The following is a 20,644-nucleotide window of genomic DNA, read 5'->3' as shown; positions in this document are numbered from 1 at the left end:
GCAATGCCCGCACTTACCATCTGCAGGGATGCACATGTTCACCTCGCTCATTGCGGCCTGCCGCCGCGCCTTCGCGTTCGTCTCCTTTATTGTTCTCGGTGTGCTGCGCCTGGCACGCTGGCTGCTTTCTGCCCTGGTCGGCAGCTGGCAGCCGCCGCTGTGGCTGCGCAAGCTGTGGCAGGGCCTGTGCGCCTGCGGCCGCTGGCTGCGCGCACGTCCCGGCAAGACTGCCGCCGGCCTGGCCGTGCTGGCCGTGCTCGGTGGCGCCGGCGCCTACGCCTGGCACTGGTACCAGAACCTGCCGGTGCCGCACACCGTGGCCTATTCGGTGCACGCACCGAACCTGACCGGTTACCAGCACGAGCCGATCAGCATCGACACCCTGCGCGTCGACTTCCACGAATCCGCCGCACCGCTGGACGCGATCGGCAAGGAGGTCCACGAGGGCATCAGCCTGCAGCCAGCCACCAAGGGCGCCTGGCACTGGGCCAACGACCGCAGCCTGGTGTTCACCCCGGCCGGCGACTGGCCGATCGACCAGGCTTATCAGGTCACCCTGAATGAAGAAGGCCTGCTGGCCGACGGCGTACTGCTCGACCGCTACCAGTTCGACCTGCGCACCCAGCCGTTCAGCGTCAGCGTGGCCAGCCGCGAGCTGTACCAGGATCCGGTGGTACCGAGCCTGAAGAAGCTGGTGGCGACCATCAACTTCTCCCACCCGGTCGACGAAGAGTCCTTCCGCCAGCGCGTCTCCATCGCCCTGGATCGCGGCCTGGAATACCGTGACAAGGACGTGGCGCCGACGCCGGAGATCAGCTTCGCCAAGAACAAGCTGGCCGCCTATGTGCACTCCGCGCCGCTGGCCACGCCGCTGGAAACCACCGGCGTCAGCCTGCAGGTAGAGAAAGGCATTCAGGCCCGCGACGGCGGCAATGCCAGCGCCCAGCCACTGCAGACATCGGTCAGCGTACCGGGGCGCTATCGACTGACCTTCAGCGCCAGCAATATCCAGTTCGTCGACAACGACCGCGGCGAACCGGAGCCGGTGCTGATGTTCAGCAGCTCCAGCGCGGTGAGCGACGAAGCCATCGCCAAGCAGGTGCAGGTCTGGCTGCTGCCCGAGCGCGATAATCAGGGCAGCGAATACTGGGATGAGTCGGAAGTCGACGAACAGACCCTGGCCCGCGCCGAGCGCGTGAAGCTGACCCATGTGCCCAGCGTCGAGCCGTTGAACAGCCTGCACGCCTTCAAGTTCAAGGCCGAGCCGGGGCGCTACGTCTATGTGAAGGTGGCGGCCAAGGTCGAGGCAGTCGGCGGCTACCTGGCCAAGGACCCGACCTACAGCCTGCTGCAGATGCCCAAGTACCCGCGCGCCCTGGCCTTCCTTTCCGAAGGCGCGCTGCTCAGCCTCAACGGCGAGAAGCAGCTGGGCATCCTCGGGCGCGGCGTGCCCGGCGCCCAGGTGGAGATCTCGCGCCTGCTGCCCGGCCAGCTGCATCACCTGGTGGACCAGAACTACGGCAACTTCGCCCGCCCCGAAATTTCCAATGGCTACTTCGACCGCCTGGTGGAGCGCATGCAGGTCAAGCTGTCACTGGACGCCAGCGATCCCTCGAAGACCCAGTACAGCCATGTCGACCTGGCGCCCTACCTGAATGCCGACGGCGGCCGCCGTGGCATCTTCGTGATCAAGCTCAGCTCCGAGGATGACCCGAGCCAGGACACCTTCGATTACTACTATGACGACAACCCGACCCGCGACCTGCGCTTCGTGGTGGTCACCGACCTCGGCATCATCGCCAAACGCAGCAGCGACGGCAGCCACGACCTGTTCGTCCAGTCGATCAGCCAGGGCGGCCCGGTAGCCGGCGCCGAAGTGCAGATCCTCGGTCGCAACGGCCTGCCGGTGGCCAGCGCCTATACCGACGACAGCGGCCAGGCACACTTCGCCAAGCTCGACGAGCTGCGCCGCGAGAAGACCCCGCTGATGTACGTAGTCAATTACGGCAACGACCAGTCCTTCCTGCCGGTCGCGAACAGCCAGCACCGCCTCGATCTGTCGCGCTTCGATATCGGCGGCCAGTACGAGAACGGCGAGCCGGACCGCCTCGGCGCCTACCTGTTCAGCGACCGCGGCCTGTACCGCCCGGGCGAAACCGCGCACCTGGGCATGATCGTGCGCACCGCCAACTGGAGCGGCCAGCTGCAGGGCCTGCCGGTGGAACTGGACGTACGCGACCCGCGCGGGCAGAGCGTGCTGCGCCAGCAACTGAAGCTCTCCGCCAGTGGCTTCGAGAGCCTCGACTTCCATAGCAGCGAGGCAGCGCCGGCCGGCACCTACACCGCGACCCTGAGCCTGATCGACGAAGACGAGCGGCGCACCGCGCTGGGTAATGTCGACTTCAAGGTGCGCGACTTCGAGCCGGACCGCATGAAGGTCAGCGCCACCCTGGCCAAGGCACCGGTGAAGGGCTGGATCGCCCCCGAACAGGTCGAGGCCAAGGTCAAGGCCATGCACCTGTTCGGCGCGCCGGCCTCCGGCCGTCGGGTCACCGCCGAGATGACCCTGTCGCCGGCCTACGCCGCCTTCGAGCAGTACGCCGACTACCGATTCCGCATCACCAACTCGCTCAGCGACAGCAGCACCGAGGAACTGGCCGAGAGCCAGACCGACGACAACGGCGAAACGTCGCTCGACCTGCGCCTGGACCGCTACGCCGCCAGCACCTATCGCCTGAGCCTGCTGGCCCGGGTGTTCGAGGCCGAGGGCGGGCGCAACGTCGCCGCCCAGAGCAGCCTGATGGTGTCGTCCGCACCCTGGCTGGCTGGGGTCAAGAGCGTTGATTCGCTGGACTACGTGAGCAAGGGCGCCAAGCGCGAAGTCGAGTGGCTGGCCATCGGCCCCGACCTCAAGCCACTGGCGGTGGACGGCCTGTCCACCAAGCTGGTCGAGCACCGCTACGTGTCGGTGCTGGTCAAGCAGTCCAACGGTACCTACAAGTACCAGTCGCGGATCAAGAACATCCCGCTGGGCAGCCAGCCGCTGAACATTGCCGCCAGCGGTACCAAGCTGAGACTGAACACCAGCGAGCCCGGCGACTTCACCCTGACCCTCAAGGCTGCCGACGGCACGCCGCTGAACCAGGTCGACTACAGCGTGGCCGGCCACGGCAACGCCAGTCGCTCGCTGGAGCGCAACGCCGAGCTGCAGCTGCGCCTGAACCAGGACGCCTATGCCCAGGGCGACGAGGTCGAGATCAGCATCCGCGCGCCCTACACCGGCGCCGGCCTGATCACTATCGAACGCGACAAGGTCTATGCCCACCAGTGGTTCAAGGCCGACAGCACCAGCAGCGTGCAACGCATCCGCCTGCCCGCCGGACTGGAGGGCAACGCCTACGTCAACGTGCAGTTCGTCCGCGACAGCGCTTCGCCTGAGGTGTACATGAGCCCGCTGTCCTACGGCGTGGCGCCGCTGCGCATCAAGCTGGACGCGCGGCGCATCCCGCTGCAGGTCCGCGCGGCAGAGCATATAGAGCCGGGCCAGGCGCTGGACATCAGGGTCAGCGCCGACCGCCCAGGCCGCGCCGTGATCTACGCCATCGACGAAGGCATCCTGCAGGTCGCGCGCTACAGGGCGCCGGACCCGCTGGCGCAGTTCTTCCAGAAACGCGCCCTGGAAGTGCAGACCAGCCAGATCCTCGACCTGTTGCTGCCCGAGTTCAGCCGCCTGCTCGACGCCGCTGCCGCCGGTGGTGACGGCGAGGACCTGCTCGGCGCTCACCTCAACCCGTTCAAGCGCAAGCGCAAGCCGCCGGTGGCCTACTGGTCCGGCCTGGTCGACCTGCAAGCCGGCGACAACGACTTCCGCTACAACGTGCCGGACTACTTCAACGGCAAGCTGCACCTGTTCGTGGTGGCGGTGGACGACGCCCGTATCGGCGTGGTCGAAGGCGCCACCGAGGTACGCGGTCCGCTGGTGATCACGCCCAACGTGCCGGCCTTCGTCGCTCCGGGCGACCTGTTCAAGGTCAGCGCCGGGGTGTTCAGCAACCTGGAGCAGCCGACCACGGTCAAGGTCAGTGTGGAGACCAGCGCCGGACTGAAGATGAAGTCCATCGACCAGGCCGAGCTGCATCTGGCGCCACGCAAGGAAGGCGTGGTGGAGATCGACCTGCTGGCCCAGGAGAACCTGGGTTCGGCGGGCATGACCTTCGTCGCCACCCTGCCCGACGGCCGCCGCGTGAAGATCGGCGAGACCACCTCGGTACGCCCGCTGGTCGAGCGCCGCGTGGCACTGACCCTGGGTCGCACGGAAGATGCCAGCGGTGAGGTGCAGGTCAGCCGCGACCTCTACCCGCAGCTGCGTGACGTGCGCTTCGCCGCCGCCGGCTCGCCACTGGTGTGGGCCAGCGGCCTGCAGAGCTACCTGGACGACTACGGTTACAGCTGCACCGAGCAATTGGTGTCCAAGGCCATGCCGGCACTGGTCTGGGGCAGCTCGGCCACGGGCGTCGACCCGCAGGCGGTGCCGTCCTTCGACAACGCCGTACGCATCCTGCGCTCGCGGCAGAACCTGGAAGGCGGCTTCGGCCTGTGGGCGGCCAACCCGCAGGTGGCGCCGTTCGCCAGCCTGTACGCCACCGACTTCCTGATCGAAGCCAAGGAGCGTAACTTCGCGGTACCGGGCGACCTGCTCAACCGCGCCAACGGCTACCTCTCGCAACTGGCCAACGGCCCCAGCGAAGGCCTGGAGGAACTGCGCAACCGCGCCTACGCCGCCTACCTGCTGACCCGCCAGGGCGTGGTCACCAGCGGCGCGCTGGCCGATATCCGCGAGCGCTACGAAACCTTCCACAGCCAGAACTGGCAGCAGGACATCGGTGCTGCGTATCTGGCCGCCAGCTACAAGCTGCTGAAGCAGGACAAGCAGGCCGACAAGCTGTTTGACCAACAAGTGTGGCGCAATCTGGAGCAGGGCTGGAGCAGCTACGGCCTGTACTACGACCCGCTGGTGCACGACGCCGAGCACCTGCGCCTGCTGGCCACGCACTTCCCCACCGAGCTGGACGAGGTGCCGGTGAAGCTGCTCGACGCCATGGGCCAGCGCCTCAGCGAACAGCGCTACAACTCGCTGTCCGCCGCCCTGCTGCTGCGGGCACTGGACAGCTACGGCGAGCGCGCCGAGGACGGCCTCAACCTGCGCGTCAGCGCCTGGCTGGGCAAGCAGGGCGAGCAGCCGCTGGCATTGAGCGGCAAGCCGCCGGTCAGCGACGTGCCGCAGGCGGCCAAGATGCTGTTGCTGCGCAAGGACGGCGACGCGCCGGTGTTCTACATGCTCAGCGAAGGCGGTTACGACCGCGGCGCGCCGGACAAGGTGATCGCCGACGGCCTGGAGGTCACTCACGAGTACACCGACCTGAACGGCGAGCCGGTCAAGCAGGTGCGCGTCGGCGACGAGTTCCTGGTGCGCCTGCGCCTGCGCGCCAAGGACTTCGACCAGGTGCGGCAGGTGGCCGTGGTCGACCTGCTGCCGGGTGGCACCGAGCCGGTGTACAACCAGCCGGCGCCGGTCACCGAGGCCAGCGAGGAAGACGGCGAGTACGAAGAGGAAAGCGAGTACGAAGAACCCAGTTGGCAACCACCGGTGGGCGAGCTGGCGATGAGCGACTGGTCGCCCGAGTTCGCCGATGTGCGCGACGACCGCGTGGTGCTCTACGGCACCGTCTACCGCGACGCCGCCACCTTCGTCTACCGCGTCCGCGCCACCAACGCCGGCACCTTCGGCACACCGCCGGCCTATGCCGAGGGCATGTACGACACTACCCAGCAGGCCCGCGGCAAGGCCGGCCAGCTGACCATCGTCAAACCCTGACGGTCACCTCCCGCCGCTTCGCGCGGCGGGAGGCCCTACACCCATCACATAGGCAGCGCATGAACCGATCACTGCTTTTTCTGCTGCTTGGCACCGTCCTGCCGGCATTTGCCGAGCAGCTACCGGCCGACGTCGCCACCTTCATCTCCGACCATCAGAACTGCGAGCACTTCAGCGGCGAGGAACCTTATGACGAGGAGCGCCGGGCCTTCCTGAACGAGCAGCTGCAGGGCTGCGACCAGCTGGAAAGCCGCCGGGCCGAGCTGCAGCAGCGCTACGCCAGTGACCCCGAGCTGTTGCGCCTACTGGAGCAGCATCCACCGCTCTGACCATGCCAGCCCTCCCCTTCACTTCTCGACGCAGGCATCGCCTCGGCCTCTTTGTGTTGGCCGCAGCAAGTCTGTTGCTGGCCCTGCGCCTATGGCCGCACACACCGCTGCGCGAGGCGGCGCCGCTGTCACGCATGGTGCTGGCGGAAAACGGCGAGCTGCTGCGCATGACCCTGGCCAGCGACGGCCAGTACCGCCTGTGGGTGCCGCTGGAGCGCATCGCGCCGGCCATGGTCGAGGCGCTGCTGCTCAAGGAGGACCGCCACTTCTACCGGCACCCGGGCGTCGACCCCACGGCGCTGGTGCGCGCGGCCATGGCCACCTATGGCGGCGGCATGCGCCAGGGTGGCTCGACCCTGAGCATGCAACTGGCCAGGCGCCTGTACGACCTCAACTCGCGGCAGATTCCCGGCAAGCTGCAGCAGATCGCCCTGGCCCTGTGGATCGAGGCACGCCACAGCAAGCACGACATCCTCGAGGCCTATCTCAACCTGGCGCCCATGGGCGGCAACATCGAGGGCGTCGAGGCGGCCAGCCGCATCTACTTCGGCAAGGCGGCAGCGCAGCTGTCGCTCAGCGAGGCCCTGGCCCTGGCGGTAATTCCCCAGCAGCCGGGCCGCGGCCAGTTCGGCCCGGCGCTGCAGCGCGCGCGCCTGCAGCTGATGGCCCAGTGGCGCCGCGAGCATGCCGACGACCCGCGCAACGAGGGCCTGCTGGAACTGCCGCTGCAGGCCCGCACCCGACGCCAGCTGGCGTTCCGCGCGCCGCACCTGAGCGAGCAGCTGCTGGCCAGCCACACTGACAACGAACTGCACAGTACCCTCGACCCACGCCTGCAGCGGCGCCTGGAACAGCTGGTCAGCCAGTTCGTCGACGACCGACGCAAGCTGGGCGTGCGCAACGCCACGGCGATCCTGGTGGACAGCCGCGACCAGGCGGTGAAGGCGCTGATCGGCTCGGCGGATTACTTCGATGCGAGCATCCACGGCCAGGTCAACGGCGTGCAGGCGCGCCGCTCACCAGGTTCGACGCTCAAGCCGTTCCTCTACGGCCTGGCCCTGGACCAGGGCGTGATCCAGCCGATGAGCATCCTCAAGGACGCACCCAGTGCCTTCGGCGCCTTCCAGCCGGAGAACTTCGACGGCAAGTTCGCCGGCCCGCTGACCGCCCAGGACGCGCTGATCCGCAGCCGCAACGTGCCGGCCGTGTGGCTGACCAGCCAGCTGCGCCAGCCGTCACTGCACGGCCTGCTGCAGCGCGCCGGCATCAAGGGCCTGCGCGAGGAGGAGTTCTACGGCCTGGCGCTGGCGCTCGGCGGTGGCGAGCTGACCCCGGCCGAACTGGCCAGGCTGTACCTGATGCTGGCCGGCGACGGGCGCCTGCGCCCACTGCGCTGGACCCGCGAGGAGCGCAGCGGACCGGGCGCCCAGCTGCTATCGCCGCAGGCGGCCTTCATGGTCCGCGACATGCTGCGCCACAACCCGCGCCCGGATGGCCTGCCCGCCGATGCCCGCGGCCGCGACTGGCCGGTGGCCTGGAAGACCGGCACCTCCTGGGGCTTCCACGACGCCTGGAGCGCCGGCCTGGTCGGGCCCTACGTGCTGGTGGTGTGGGTCGGCAACTTCGACGCCACGCCGAACCCGGCCTTCGTCGGCATCAAGACCGCCGCACCACTGTTCTTCCGCATTGCCGACGCCCTGCCATTGGCCCTGCCGGAAGAGCGCGTTCCAGCCGACCGGCCGCCCTCGGGACTGACTCGCGTCGAGGTCTGCGCCGCTTCCGGCGAGCTGCCCAACCGCTGGTGCCCGCAGACCCGCAAGACCTGGTACATCCCGGGTGTGTCGCCGATCCGCGTATCCGACCTGCACCGCCCGGTGATGGTCGACCGCCTGACCGGCAAGGCCGCCTGCCCGCCCTTCGACCCGGCGACCAGCGAACTGCAGGTGTTCGAGTTCTGGCCGTCCGACCTGCAGCGCCTGTTCGCCGACGCCGGCCTGCCCCGGCGCACGCCGCCGGACGCCCAGCGCGACTGCCAGGTGCAAGCCGCCATCGACACCCGCGAGGCGCCACGCATCACCTCGCCGCTGACCCAGGTGACCTACAGCCTGCGCCTGTCGCAGCCACAGGAAAGCATCACCCTGGCCGCCCATGCTGCCGCCGATGCCCGCCTGCTGTACTGGTTCGCCGACCACACCCTGGTCGGCCAGGGAACACCGCAGACCGCCCTGCAATGGCGGCCCGAGCGCTCGGGGCAATACCGTATTCGGGTCAGCGACGACCAGGGCCGCAGCACCAGCCGGGCGCTGCAGGTGGAATTCCTGCCGTAGAGAAGTAGCCCGGATGCAATCCGGGAACGGCTGCTCAGGTCGTTTACCGGATTACATCCGGGCTACGGCTTTAACGGCGTCAGATCCAGCCGCCCCACTGCAGCACGAGCAGGCCGAGGTTGGTAGTGACCACCGCCAGAAGGGTAGTGATGACGATGATCGCCGCCGCCAGTTCGTGGTTGCCACCGGCGGCACGGGCCATCACATAGCTGGCCGCCGCCGTGGGGCTGGCGAAGTAAAGGAAGAGGATGGCCAGCTCGGCGTTGCGAAAGCCGCAGAAGTAGGCGCCCGCCGTACCCAGCACGGGCAGCCAGATCATCTTCATCAGGCTGGCGCCAATGGCCAGGCCGCTGCTCGCGCGCAAGGAAGCCAGCGACAGGGTGCCGCCGATGCAGATCAGCGCCAGCGGCAGGGTCAGCTGCGCCAGGTACTCGCCAGAGGTGGTCAGCCAGCCGGGCAGGCGCACTTGCCAGTAGGCGAAGGGAATCGCCGCCAGCACACCGAGGATCAGCGGGTTGCGCAGGATGCCCTTGAGGATGCTCCAGGCGCTGGCCTTGGCGTTGGGGTTGTAGACCTCCAGGACGATCACCGAGAGGGTGTTGTAGCTGAGGATCACCACCCCGCCGAGTATGCCACCCAGCGACAGGCCGTAGTCGCCATACAGGCTGGTGGCCAGGGCCAGGCCGATGATGCCGTTGTTGCCACGGAACGAGCCCTGCACGAACACCCCGCGTTCGGCCCGCGGTACCCGCAGCAGGGCCCAGCCCCAGGCCAGCAGGAAACCGATGACCGTGGCCAGCAGGAAGTAGCCGAGCAGCGCCGGTTGCAGCGCGGTACTGAGGTCGGCGTGGAGAATCGCGAGGAACAGCATGACCGGCATGCTGACGTTGAACACCAGCGCCGAGGCGGTACTGATGAACTGCGCGTCGATCAGGGCCAGGCGCTTGAGCGCCACGCCGAGGAACAGCATGGAGAACACCGGCGCGGTGATGGCGAGTGTCTGCTGGACAACGGCGAGCATGGCAGCCCCGACTACTTGATCAGGCGGCTAATGATAACCGCTGTAGTCGGGGAAAGGCTTTCACCGGGCTTTCAATCACCGTAAAGCCGCGTGGCAGCCCAACGCCGGTTGCACCCGCCCTACGCCGTTCACACCAGGTGCTTAGCGACGTACCGGGCGCTTCTGCAGCTTGCGTTGCAGGGTACGCCGGTGCATGCCCAGCGCCCGTGCGGTGGCGGAAATGTTGCCGTCATGCTCGGCCAGCACACGCTGGATATGCTCCCACTGCAGGCGGTCTACCGACATCGGGTTTTCCGGCACCAGGGTGGTCAGGTCGGCATGCTCGGAGAGCAGCGCGGTCAGCACGTCGTCGGCATCGGCCGGCTTGCACAGGTAGTTGGTGGCGCCGCGCTTGATGGCTTCCACCGCGGTGGCGATGCTCGAGTAGCCGGTGAGAATCACCACGCGCATCTCGGCATCCAGCTCCAGCAACTTGGGCAGCAGCACCAGGCCGGAGTCGCCCTCCATCTTCAGGTCGAGCACGGCGTAGTCGGGCAGGTCCTCCTTGGCCAGGGCCAGGCCTTCGTCCGCCGAGTTGGCCACGCTCACGCGCAGGCCGCGACGCTCCATGGCACGCGCCATCACGCGGGTGAAAGTGGCGTCGTCGTCCACCAGCAGCAGGTGCGGATGTTCTTCCTGGTCGTTGAGGTGTTCGTCAGACATGTTGCTCTCCCAGTCTGGGCAGGCGCAGTTCCGTCAGGGTGCCGCCCTCTTCATGGTTGTAGAGTTTCACCGAACCGCCGGCCCGCGTCACGCTGGCCTGGCTGAGGAACAGGCCGAGGCCGAAGCCTTTGCCCTTGGTGGTAAAGAATGGTCGGCCGATCTGCTCGGCAATGGCCAGCGGCACGCCGGCGCCGTGGTCACGGATGCTCAGGTTGACCCACTGCTCGTCCCAGTCGAGGCGGATGTCGAGCTTGTCCGGGCAGGCGTCGGCGGCGTTGTTCAGCAGGTTGAGCAGCGCCTGGGTCAGGTCGGCCGGCGGCTGCAGGCGCGGCACCGCACCGGCCCCCAGGCACTGGAAGCGATAGGTGGCCTCGGGGCGCATCAGGTGCCAGCGGTTGAGGGTGGTCTCCAGCCACTGCACGGCAGTCTGCTCGAACACCGCCTGGCGGCGATCCGCCTCGGCGGCGCGCACCAGCTGCTGCAGGGTGTCCTTGCACAGCTGTACCTGCTCCTGCAGCAGGGCCAGGTCATCCTGCAACGCCGGCTTATCACGGTACTCCTGGCGCAGCTCCTTGAGCAGCACGCTCATGGTCGCCAACGGCGTGCCCAGCTCGTGAGCCGCGCCGGCGGCCTGGGTCGCCACCGCCAGCAGCTGCTGGTCGCGCATGCCTTCCTCGCGACGCAGGGCCTGCAGTTCGTCCTGGCGACGCAGCGCACCGGCCATCTTGGCGGCGAAGAAAGTGATCAGCACCGCCGCCATGGCCACGGAGAGCCACATGCCGTAGATCAGCAGCGACTCGCGCTGGGCCACCGGAATGTTCAGCGGATGCGGCCAGAACAGCAGCACGCTGTAGCCGGCCAGGCCCAGGGCGCACAGCGCCATGGTGTGCAACCAGGGCAAGGTGGCCGCGGCAATGGTCAGCGGCACCAGGTAATAGGAAACGAAGGGGTTGGCCGGCCCGCCCGAGTAGTACAACAGCACGCTGTGGATCACCAGGTCGCAGGCCAGTTGCACCGTGTACTCCAGCTCGGTGACCGGCCACGGCCCGCGCAGGCGCAGCGCGGTAACCAGGCACAGGCCGAGGGAAACGGCGAGCGTCGCGCACAGCGGCAGCCAGGGCAGCGGCACCATGCCGGACAGATAGGCGATGCCCACCGAAGCGGCCTGAGCGGCCAGCACCAGCAGGCGGATCAGCGTCAGGCGCCAGAGATTCTGCCGGCTGGCGGAGAGCAGTTGGACGGGAGCGTACATGGAGGTCTGTGACATGCGGCGAGTATAACCAGAGGTCCGGGGTGGCCGCCTGCCTGCGGCAACCGGCCGCAGCGCGAAGCGGCCAGCAACGGGCAAAAGAAAATCTGCGAACCTGTGTTAACCCGAATAGTCTGACTCCATCGTCAAACCCCAGGACAATCACCCGCAAGGAGTTTCCATGCACGCACTCAATCGTCTCGCCGCCGCCTTCGCCCTCGGCCTGGCCACTGTCGCCAGCCTGCCGGCCATGGCCGAGGAGCCGCGCTACAACCAGGTATCGCTGCGCGCGGAAGTCAGCCAGGAAGTGGCCCACGACCGCATGTACGTCACCCTCTACACCGAGGCACAGAGCGAAGACCCGGCCGCGCTGGCCAGCGACGTGACCAAGACCCTCAACGCCGCCATCGACAGAGCGCGCAAGGTACAGGGCGTGAAAGTCAGCCTGGGCAGCCGGCAGAGCTACCCGGTGTACGAGAACGAAGGCAGCAAGATCAGCGCCTGGCGCGAACGCGCCGAGCTGCGCCTGGAAAGCGCCGAGTTCGCCCGCCTGTCGCAGCTGTCCGCCGACCTGCTGGGCGAGCTGAAGATGGCCGAGATGAGCTTCGCCGTGGCCGAGGACACCCGCAAGACCAGCGAAGACAGCCTGATCAAGGAAGCGGTCGAAGCCTTCAAGGCCCGCGCGCAGCTGGCCACCGAAGCGGTCGGCGGCAAGGGCTACAAGCTGGTCAGCCTGAACCTCAACAGCGGCGGCTTCCAGCCGGTGATGCCGATGCGCGCCATGGCCATGGACCGCGGCAGCTTCAGCAAGAGCGAGGCCGCGCCGCAGATCGAAGCCGGCACCAGCCGTGTGAGCATGAGCGCCGACGGCGTGATCGAGGTGCAACTGCCCTGATAGGGAGCGCAGCGTCGTCATCACCTGATGGCGCTGCGCCAGCTTTTCCTGACCAGACTTTCAGAATTGCGACAACCCGTTACAACCTGGCCACAGCTTCTACACTCCAAGGCGTTTCGCGCTTGCCCACGGCATGTGCCGTGCATAGTTTCACGCAAGGTGCCCACAAGGCATCCCTCACGATGACAACCACAACAAACATGAGGTCAACATGCGTAAGAACGCCGTCATCCAGGCTTTTCTCGCCGCTGGGCTGATCGCCAGCGCCCCGTTCGCCAGCGCCGCCAGCAACCTGGTGTTCTGCTCCGAAGGCAGCCCCGCCGGTTTCGACCCGGGCCAGTACACCACCGGCACCGACTTCGATGCCGCTGCGGAAACCATGTTCAACCGCCTGACCCAGTTCGAGCGCGGCGGCACCGCCGTGGTGCCGGGCCTGGCCGAGAAGTGGGATGTATCGGCCGACGGCCTGACCTACACCTTTCACCTGCGCAAGGGCGTGAAGTTCCATACCACCGAGTACTTCACACCGAGCCGTGAATTCAACGCCGATGACGTGCTGTTCACCTTCAATCGCATGCTCGACAAGGAGCATCCGTTCCGCAAGGCCTACCCCACCGAATTCCCCTACTTCACCGACATGGGCATGGACGCCAACATCGCCAAGGTGGAGAAGCTCGACGAGCACAGCGTCAAGTTCACCCTCAACAGCGTCGACGCCGCCTTTATCCAGAACCTGGCGATGAGCTTCGCCTCGATCCAGTCCGCCGAATACGCCGACCAGCTGCTCAAGGCCGGCAAGGCCGCCGACATCAACCAGAAGCCGATCGGCACCGGCCCATTCGTGTTCAAGCGCTATCAGAAGGACGCGCAGATCCGCTTCACCGGCAACAAGGACTACTGGCTGCCGGAAGACGTGAAGATCGACAACCTGATCTTCGCCATCAACACCGACGCCTCGGTGCGCATGCAGAAGCTGAAGAAGGGCGAATGCCAGATCACCCTGTTCCCACGCCCGGCCGACCTCGAGTCGCTGAAGCAGGACCCGAACCTGAGCATGCCCTCGCAGCCGGGCTTCAACCTCGGCTACATCGCCTACAACGTCACCCACAAGCCGTTCGACCAGCTCGAAGTGCGCCAGGCGCTGGACATGGCGGTGAACAAGCAGGCGATCATCGACGCCGTGTATCAGGGTGCCGGCCAGCTGGCGGTCAACGCCATGCCGCCGACCCAGTGGTCCTACGACGACAGCGTCAAGGACCCGGCCTATGACCCCGAGAAGGCCAAGGCCCTGCTCAAGGCCGCCGGCATCAAGGAAGGCACCGAGATCACCCTGTGGGCCATGCCGGTGCAGCGCCCCTACAACCCCAACGCCAAGCTGATGGCCGAAATGCTCCAGGCCGACTGGGCGAAGATCGGCATCAAGGCCAACATCGTCAGCTACGAATGGGGCGAGTACATGAAGCGCGCCAAAGGTGGCGAGCACGACGCCATGCTGATCGGCTGGAGCGGCGACAACGGCGACCCGGACAACTGGCTGGGCACCCTGTACGGCTGCGACGCGGTCGACGGCAACAACTTCTCCAAGTGGTGCTTCGAGGACTACGACAAGCTGGTGAAGGCGGCCAAGACCACCTCCGACGTGGCCAAGCGCACCGAGCTGTACAAACAGGCCCAGCACGTCCTCAAGGCCCAGGTGCCGATCACCCCGATCGCCCACTCCACCGTGTACCAGCCGATGCGCAAGAACGTGCAGGACTTCAAGATCAGTCCGTTCGCGCTCAACTCCTTCTATGGCGTAGGCGTCGGCAAGTAAGCCGTGCACCGGGCGGAACCTGCGGGTTCCGCCCGTTCGCCCCATAGAAGGAAGAACTCATGCGCAGCCTGTTCATGCCTCTGGCCCTGTGCGCCAGCCTGCCGGTGTTCGCCCAGTCGCAGTCCCTGGTGGTCTGCTCCGAGGCCGCCCCGGAAGGCTTCGACATCGTCCAGTACACCGCCGCCACCACCGCCGACGCCTCGGCCGAGACGGTCTACGAGCGCCTGGTGCAGTTCGCCCCCGGCAGCACCCGCATCATCCCCGCCCTGGCCGAGAGCTGGGAGATCAGCGCCGACGGCCTGACCTACACCTTCACCCTGCGCAAGGGCGTGAAATTTCATCAGACGCCCTGGTTCACGCCGAGCCGCGAACTGAATGCCGACGACGTGCTGTGGAGCTTCCAGCGCCAGCGCGACAAGGAGCACGACTGGCACGAGCTGGCCCCGCGCGGCTTCCCCTACTTCGAGGCCATGGGCTTCGCCGAATTGATTGACGAGATCGAGGCGCTCGACGAGCACCGCGTGCGCTTCACCCTGAAACACCCCGAGACGCCTTTCCTCGCCGACCTGGCCATGGGCTTCACCTCCATCTATTCCGCCGAGTACGCCGAACAGCTGCTCGACGCCGAAACGCCGGAAAAGCTCAACAGCCAGCCGATCGGCACCGGCCCCTTCGTCTTCGAACGCTACGCCAAGGACGCCCAGGTGCGCTTCGCGGCCAATCCGCACTACTGGGGTGGCAAGCCGGCGCTCGACCGCCTGCTGCTGGCCATCACCCCCGATCCCAACACGCGCATTCAACAGCTCAAGGCTGGCGCCTGCCAGGTAGCGCTGTTTCCGCGCCCGAGCGACGTACCGGCGCTGCGCGAGCACAAGGACCTGCAGGTGCTGGAGCTGGACTCGCTGCTCACCGCCTACGTCGCCATCAACACCCAGCACAAGCCGCTGGACGATGTGCGCGTGCGCCAGGCCATCAACCTGGCCTTCGACCGCCAGGCCTACCTGCGCGCCCAGTACGGCGAAGGCAACGCCACCCTGGCGGCGGCACCCTACCCGGCCACCCTGCTCGGCCACGACGAACGCCTGCAGCCCTGGCCCAAGGACCTCGAGCGCGCCCGCCAGCTGCTGGCCGAGGCCGGTCATGAAAAGGGCCTGAAGCTGTCGATCTGGACTCGCCCTGGCGGCGGCCCGACCAACCCCAACCCGGGCATCGGCGCGCAGATGCTGCAGGCGGACCTGGCCGCCATTGGTATCCAGGCCGACATCCGCGTGTTCGAGTGGGGCGAGCTGATCAAGCGCGCCAAGAACGGCGAGCACGACCTGGTGTTCATGGGCTGGGCCGGCGACAACGGCGACCCGGACAACTTCCTCACCCCCAACCTGTCCTGCGCCGCCGCCGAGAGTGGCGAGAATCAGGCCGGCTGGTGTCACCAGGAGTTCGACCAGCTGATCCGCGAGGCCCGCCGGGTCGCCGAGCCGGAGCGCCGTGCCGCGCTGTACCGTGAGGCGCTGGCGATCTTCCACCAGCAAGCGCCGTGGATCGCCCTCGCCCATCCCAAGCAGTTCGCCGTGCTGCGCAAGGATGTCGAGGGCTTCGTGCTCAGCCCCCTGGGCTCCAACAATTTCACCCATGTGAAGCGCAAGCAATGATCACTGCTCCCCTCTCCCTCCGGGAGAGGGGCCGGGGGTGAGGGTCAACCGGGCGGCTATGAGTTGCCTACAACACCCTCACCCTACGCGGGCCGCCCCAGCCCTCTCCCGAAGGGAGAGGGCGTACAAACCTGATGATGCGGAGTACCACAACGCAATGCTGTCCTTTATCGCCAGACGCCTGGGGCTGCTGATCCCCACCTTTTTCGGCGTCACCTTGCTGACCTTCGCGCTGATCCGTCTGATCCCCGGCGACCCCGTGGAAGTAATGATGGGCGAACGCCGCGTCGACCCCGAGATGCACGCCGAGGCCATGCACCGCCTGGGCCTAGACAAGCCGCTGCCGGCCCAGTACCTGGACTACATCGGCAAGCTGGCCCAGGGTGACCTCGGCGAGTCGCTGCGCACCCGCGAGGGCGTGTGGGAGGAGTTCCTCACCCTGTTCCCGGCTACCCTGGAGCTGTCCCTGGCCGCCCTGCTGTTCGCCGGCACCCTGGGCGTGATCGCCGGGGTGATCGCCGCGCTCAAGCGTGGCTCGCTGTTCGATCACGGCGTGATGGGCATATCGCTGGCCGGCTACTCGATGCCGATCTTCTGGTGGGGCCTGCTGCTGATCATGTTCTTCTCGGTGTACCTGGGCTGGACGCCGGTGTCCGGACGCATCGACCTGCTCTACGACATCGAGCCGGTCACCGGTTTCATGCTGATCGACACCCTGCTCAGCGAGGAGGAAGGCGCCTTCCAGGACGCCCTGATGCACCTGATCCTGCCGGCCGTGGTGCTCGGCACCATCCCGCTGGCGGTGATCGCGCGCATGACCCGCTCGGCCATGCTCGAAGTGCTGCGCGAGGACTACATCCGCACCGCCCGCGCCAAGGGCCTGTCGCCGGCCCGCGTGGTGTTCGTGCATGGCCTGCGCAACGCGCTGATCCCGGTGCTGACCGTGTTCGGCCTGCAGGTCGGCGCCCTGCTGGCCGGCGCCGTGCTGACCGAGACCATCTTCTCCTGGCCGGGCATCGGCAAGTGGTTGATCGAGGCCATCGGCGCCCGCGACTACCCGGTGGTGCAGAACGGCATCCTGCTGATCGCCTGCCTGGTGATCCTGGTCAACTTCGTCGTGGATGTGCTCTACGGCCTGGTCAACCCACGCATCCGCCATCAGCGCTAAGAACCTATCCATGACCTGCTGCGCGTCGGCGATACCGCGTCAAAACCAGCTTCGGAATGCTCATGTGCAACAGCACACTCCGCTTCCTCAGCCGCTTTTTCCTTGTCTCGCTCTAGCTCGCGAGGCCATGAACAGGTTCTACGGAGCCCACTATGACAACTGAAATCAATACCACTCTCCGCGACCAGGCACTGTTCTACCCCTCGCCACTGAAGGAGTTCTGGCAGGCCTTCGCCCACAACAAGGGTGCCGTCGCCGGCCTGCTGTTCATGCTGCTGATCCTGTTCTGCGCGCTGTTCGCGCCCTGGGTGGCGCCCTTCGACCCCAGCGAACAATTCCGCGACGCCCTGCTCACGCCGCCGGCCTGGCTGGAAGGCGGGCAGACGCGCTTCCTGCTCGGCACCGACGAGCTGGGCCGCGACCTGCTCTCGCGGCTGATCCACGGCGCGCGGCTGTCGCTGCTGATCGGCCTGGCCTCGGTGCTGCTGTCGCTGATCCCCGGCATCCTCCTGGGCCTGGTCGCCGGCTTCTTCCCGCGCCTGCTCGGCCCCTCGATCATGCGCCTGATGGACATCATGCTGGCCCTGCCCTCGCTGCTGCTGGCCGTGGCCATCGTCGCCATCCTCGGCCCCGGCCTGATCAACACGGTGATCGCCATCGCCATCGTCTCGCTGCCCAGCTACGTGCGCCTGACCCGCGCCGCGGTGATGGGCGAGCTGGGCCGCGACTACGTCACCGCCGCGCGCCTGGCCGGCGCCAGCCTGCCGCGGCTGATGTTCGTCACCGTGCTGCCCAACTGCATGGCGCCGCTGATCGTGCAGGCCACCCTGAGCTTCTCCTCGGCCATCCTCGACGCGGCGGCCCTGGGCTTTCTCGGCCTCGGCGTGCAACCGCCGACGCCCGAGTGGGGCACCATGCTGGCCTCGGCGCGCGACTACATCGAACGCGCCTGGTGGGTGGTGTCGCTGCCGGGGCTGACCATCCTGCTCAGCGTGCTGGCGATCAACCTGATGGGCGACGGGCTGCGCGATGCGCTCGACCCCAAGCTGAAGAATGCGCAGTAAGGAGCCCGCCATGACCCTTCATGTAGCCCGGATGCCATCCGGGAATACCTCCGAGCTGGCCCACCCCGGATTGCATCCGGGCTACGAATCGGAGGCAGCCCTATGAGCCTGCTCGACATCCGCAACCTGTCCGTGCGCTTCGGCGCGGCCGATGCCATACCGGTGGTCGACGGCCTCGACCTGTCCGTGGACAAGGGCGAAGTGCTGGCCATCGTCGGCGAATCCGGCTCCGGCAAGTCGGTGACCATGATGGCCCTGATGGGCCTGATCGACGCTCCCGGCATCGTGCGCGCCGACAGCCTGCGCTTCGACGGCCACAACATGCTCACCCTCAAGGGCCGGCAGCGCCGCCGCGTGGTGGGCAAGGACCTGGCCATGGTGTTCCAGGACCCGATGACCGCGCTCAACCCCAGCTACACGGTCGGCTTCCAGATCGAGGAAGTGCTGCGCCAGCATCTCGGTCTCAAGGGCAAGGCCGCCCGCGTGCGCGCCCTGCAGTTGCTGGAGCGGGTGGAGATTCCCGGCGCCGCCAGCCGTCTCGACGCCTACCCGCACCAGCTCTCCGGCGGCATGAGCCAGCGCGTGGCGATCGCCATGGCTATCGCCGCCGAACCCAAGCTGCTGATCGCCGACGAGCCGACCACGGCCCTGGACGTGACCATCCAGGCGCAGATCATGGACCTGCTGCTGGACCTGCAGCGCAGCGAGGGCATGGGCCTGGTGCTGATCACCCATGACCTTGCCGTGGTCGCCGAAACCGCCCAGCGCGTATGCGTGATGTATGCCGGGCAAGCGGTGGAGATCGGCAGCGTGCCGACCCTGTTCGATGCACCGACCCATCCCTACACCGAGGCGCTGCTCAAGGCCATTCCCGAGCACAGCCTGGGTGCCGAGCGCCTGGCCACCCTGCCCGGCATCGTGCCCGGCCGCTACGACCGCCCCGTCGGCTGCCTGCTGTCGCCGCGCTGCCCCTACGCTCAGCCGCACTGCCGCGAGCAGCGCCCGGCGCTGGAAGCGCACGTGCGTGGCGCGGTGCGCTGCTTCTACCCCCTCAACCTGACCTCGGAGGTGGCCTGATGAGCATCGTCCTCGAGGCCCGCGAGCTGACCCGTCACTACGAAATCTCCCGCGGCCTGTTCAAGCCCAATGCCCTGGTACGCGCGCTGAATGGCGTGTCGTTCCAGCTGGAAGCCGGCAAGACCCTGGCGGTGGTCGGCGAGTCCGGCTGCGGCAAGTCGACCCTGGCCCGCGCCCTGACCCTGATCGAGGAGCCGTCCTCCGGCAGCCTGCAGATCGCCGGGCAGGAAGTGGCCGGCGCCGGCAAGGCCCAGCGCAAGCAGCTGCGCCGCGACGTGCAGATGGTGTTCCAGAACCCCTACGCCTCGCTCAACCCGCGGCAGAAGATCGGTGACCAGCTGGGCGAGCCACTGCTGATCAACACCGGCCTGTCGCGCGCCGAACGCCGCGAACGGGTGCAGAGCATGATGCAGCAGGTCGGCCTGCGCCCCGAGCATTACCAGCGCTACCCGCACATGTTCTCCGGCGGCCAGCGCCAGCGCATCGCCCTGGCCCGCGCCATGATGCTGCAACCCAAGGTGCTGGTGGCGGACGAGCCGACCTCGGCGCTGGACGTGTCGATCCAGGCCCAGGTGCTCAACCTGTTTATGGACCTGCAGGAGCAGTATCAGACCGGCTACGTGTTCATCTCGCACAACCTGGCGGTGGTACAGCACGTGGCCGACGACGTGCTGGTGATGTACCTCGGCCGCCCGGCCGAGATGGGCCCGGCCGATCTGATCTACCAGCGGCCGCTGCATCCCTACACCCGCGCCCTGCTCTCGGCGACCCCGGCGATCCACCCGGACCCGGCCAAACCGAAGATCAAGATCGCCGGCGAACTGCCCAACCCGCTCGATCCACCACCCGGCTGCGCCTTCCACAAGCGCTGCCCGCACGCCAGCGAGCGCTGCCAGGTGGAAGTGCCGGAGCTGCGCCTGATCGACGCGCGCCAGGTGGCCTGCCATCACGCCGAGGCAATCGCCGGCTGAGCGCCTCCCCGCCGGCCTGGCTTGCGGGAAAGCGCCCGGCCGGCCCGACAAGACGCCCATCGCGGCCCCTTGTCGGCAGAACACCCGCGAACAGATCGATAAATTAGATACAAGCAGAGCGGCGACCACCCTCCTCACCAGCCTCTATGGCGCCCCCAGAAAGCCGATGAAGCCCAGCAACCAAAGGGCATACGGAGACTATCGACGGCATCGATAGGCAACATCGAGCGCAACAAGTTCTGTATCAAATTTCTCTGAGTAACATCTGCTCCGTAGTCAACTTTCAGCCCCCACCCGGAGCCAGACAGCATGAAAAAGCAAATCCTCGCCGCCCTGTTCGTATCCACCTTCGCCACCAGCGGCCTGACCCTGGCAGCCGACGGCTTCGACCGTACCGCCAGCCATATCGCCGCCGATGGTTTCGACCGCACCGGCAGCAACATCGCCGCAGACGGCTTCGATCGCACCGGCAGCAACGTCGCCGCAGATGGCTTCGATCGCACT

Annotated in this window: 13 protein-coding genes and 1 pseudogene; 11 read left to right on the top strand and 3 right to left on the bottom strand. The window is 67.2% G+C overall.

The genetic code is table 11. From position 1 onward, the window contains the following. Window positions 1–34 precede the first annotated feature (34 nt). Genes PA6_RS12445 through pbpC form a run of 3 tightly spaced genes read left to right on the top strand, consistent with a single transcriptional unit; the run spans window position 35 to window position 8,531 of the window. Complete coding sequence (locus PA6_RS12445) at window positions 35–5,875, top strand: alpha-2-macroglobulin family protein (RefSeq protein WP_021701279.1); 5,841 nt, start codon at window positions 35–37, stop codon at window positions 5,873–5,875. Window positions 5,876–5,934: 59 nt separating this feature from the next. Continuing rightward, window positions 5,935–6,204, top strand: coding sequence for a hypothetical protein (locus PA6_RS12440; protein WP_021701278.1), 270 nt, complete (start codon window positions 5,935–5,937; stop codon window positions 6,202–6,204). Between the two features lie 2 nt (window positions 6,205–6,206). Next, window positions 6,207–8,531: a penicillin-binding protein 1C gene (gene pbpC, locus PA6_RS12435; RefSeq protein ID WP_021701277.1), complete on the top strand. Its 2,325-nt coding sequence runs from the start codon at window positions 6,207–6,209 to the stop codon at window positions 8,529–8,531. Between the two features lie 79 nt (window positions 8,532–8,610). On the opposite strand, the gene PA6_RS12430 is transcribed toward pbpC, so the two are convergent. From PA6_RS12430 to PA6_RS12420, 3 genes are all read right to left on the bottom strand, one after another. Continuing rightward, a complete protein-coding gene (locus PA6_RS12430) occupies window positions 8,611–9,552 on the bottom strand; it encodes an AEC family transporter (protein WP_021701276.1) in 942 nt (313 codons plus the stop codon). Between the two features lie 141 nt (window positions 9,553–9,693). Next, window positions 9,694–10,254 carry a response regulator transcription factor gene (locus PA6_RS12425; RefSeq protein ID WP_021701275.1) on the bottom strand — a complete coding sequence of 187 codons (561 nt, stop codon included), beginning with the start codon at window positions 10,252–10,254 and terminating at the stop codon, window positions 9,694–9,696. Then, on the bottom strand, window positions 10,247–11,506 hold the full coding sequence (locus PA6_RS12420) for an ATP-binding protein (protein WP_043216660.1): 1,260 nt from the start codon (window positions 11,504–11,506) through the stop codon (window positions 10,247–10,249). Before PA6_RS12420 ends, PA6_RS12425 begins: the two co-directional genes overlap by 8 nt. 178 nt (window positions 11,507–11,684) lie before the next feature. Between PA6_RS12420 and PA6_RS12415 the strand changes: the two genes are divergently transcribed. The 8 genes and pseudogenes from PA6_RS12415 to PA6_RS12380 all read left to right on the top strand — a co-directional run. Continuing rightward, the gene (locus PA6_RS12415) at window positions 11,685–12,398 is read left to right on the top strand and encodes an SIMPL domain-containing protein (RefSeq protein WP_021701273.1); all 714 of its coding nucleotides are present in this window, start codon (window positions 11,685–11,687) and stop codon (window positions 12,396–12,398) included. Window positions 12,399–12,609: 211 nt separating this feature from the next. Then, entirely contained in the window at window positions 12,610–14,211 is a 1,602-nt protein-coding gene (locus PA6_RS12410; RefSeq protein WP_021701272.1) for an ABC transporter substrate-binding protein, read from the top strand. A gap of 59 nt (window positions 14,212–14,270) precedes the next feature. Then, entirely contained in the window at window positions 14,271–15,860 is a 1,590-nt protein-coding gene (locus PA6_RS12405) for an ABC transporter substrate-binding protein (RefSeq protein ID WP_021701271.1), read from the top strand. Between the two features lie 157 nt (window positions 15,861–16,017). Then, a complete protein-coding gene (locus tag PA6_RS12400; RefSeq protein ID WP_021701270.1) occupies window positions 16,018–17,028 on the top strand; it encodes an ABC transporter permease subunit in 1,011 nt (336 codons plus the stop codon). A gap of 152 nt (window positions 17,029–17,180) precedes the next feature. Then, window positions 17,181–18,092 (top strand): ABC transporter permease subunit, encoded by a 912-nt coding sequence (locus tag PA6_RS12395; RefSeq protein WP_021701269.1) that lies wholly within the window; start codon window positions 17,181–17,183, stop codon window positions 18,090–18,092. A 102-nt stretch (window positions 18,093–18,194) separates the two neighbouring features. Further along, window positions 18,195–19,169 (top strand): ABC transporter ATP-binding protein, encoded by a 975-nt coding sequence (locus tag PA6_RS12390; protein ID WP_021701268.1) that lies wholly within the window; start codon window positions 18,195–18,197, stop codon window positions 19,167–19,169. Further along, complete coding sequence (locus PA6_RS12385; RefSeq protein ID WP_021701267.1) at window positions 19,169–20,140, top strand: peptide ABC transporter ATP-binding protein; 972 nt, start codon at window positions 19,169–19,171, stop codon at window positions 20,138–20,140. Before PA6_RS12390 ends, PA6_RS12385 begins: the two co-directional genes overlap by 1 nt. A gap of 309 nt (window positions 20,141–20,449) precedes the next feature. Continuing rightward, window positions 20,450–20,644: pseudogene (locus PA6_RS12380) on the top strand (heme utilization protein); the annotation flags it as partial.

Origin of the sequence: Aquipseudomonas alcaligenes NBRC 14159 (assembly GCF_000467105.1) — a bacterium.
Taxonomy (GTDB): Bacteria; Pseudomonadota; Gammaproteobacteria; order Pseudomonadales; family Pseudomonadaceae; genus Aquipseudomonas; species Aquipseudomonas alcaligenes.
Note: the sequence above shows the minus strand (reverse complement) of the source record. Positions and strands in the feature narration are given on the sequence as shown.

Excerpts from the sequence above, each read along its gene's own strand:
- PA6_RS12405 (WP_021701271.1), top strand. The coding sequence starts at position 14,271 with ATGCGCAGCCTGTTCATGCCTCTGGCCCTGTGCGCCAGCCTGCCGGTG.
- pbpC (WP_021701277.1), top strand. The coding sequence starts at position 6,207 with ATGCCAGCCCTCCCCTTCACTTCTCGACGCAGGCATCGCCTCGGCCTC.
- PA6_RS12430 (WP_021701276.1), bottom strand. The coding sequence starts at position 9,552 with ATGCTCGCCGTTGTCCAGCAGACACTCGCCATCACCGCGCCGGTGTTC.
- PA6_RS12410 (WP_021701272.1), top strand. The coding sequence starts at position 12,610 with ATGCGTAAGAACGCCGTCATCCAGGCTTTTCTCGCCGCTGGGCTGATC.
- PA6_RS12440 (WP_021701278.1), top strand. The coding sequence starts at position 5,935 with ATGAACCGATCACTGCTTTTTCTGCTGCTTGGCACCGTCCTGCCGGCA.
- PA6_RS12445 (WP_021701279.1), top strand. The coding sequence starts at position 35 with ATGTTCACCTCGCTCATTGCGGCCTGCCGCCGCGCCTTCGCGTTCGTC.
- PA6_RS12385 (WP_021701267.1), top strand. The coding sequence starts at position 19,169 with ATGAGCATCGTCCTCGAGGCCCGCGAGCTGACCCGTCACTACGAAATC.
- PA6_RS12415 (WP_021701273.1), top strand. The coding sequence starts at position 11,685 with ATGCACGCACTCAATCGTCTCGCCGCCGCCTTCGCCCTCGGCCTGGCC.
- PA6_RS12390 (WP_021701268.1), top strand. The coding sequence starts at position 18,195 with ATGAGCCTGCTCGACATCCGCAACCTGTCCGTGCGCTTCGGCGCGGCC.
- PA6_RS12425 (WP_021701275.1), bottom strand. The coding sequence starts at position 10,254 with ATGTCTGACGAACACCTCAACGACCAGGAAGAACATCCGCACCTGCTG.
- PA6_RS12420 (WP_043216660.1), bottom strand. The coding sequence starts at position 11,506 with ATGTACGCTCCCGTCCAACTGCTCTCCGCCAGCCGGCAGAATCTCTGG.
- PA6_RS12395 (WP_021701269.1), top strand. The coding sequence starts at position 17,181 with ATGACAACTGAAATCAATACCACTCTCCGCGACCAGGCACTGTTCTAC.
- PA6_RS12400 (WP_021701270.1), top strand. The coding sequence starts at position 16,018 with ATGCTGTCCTTTATCGCCAGACGCCTGGGGCTGCTGATCCCCACCTTT.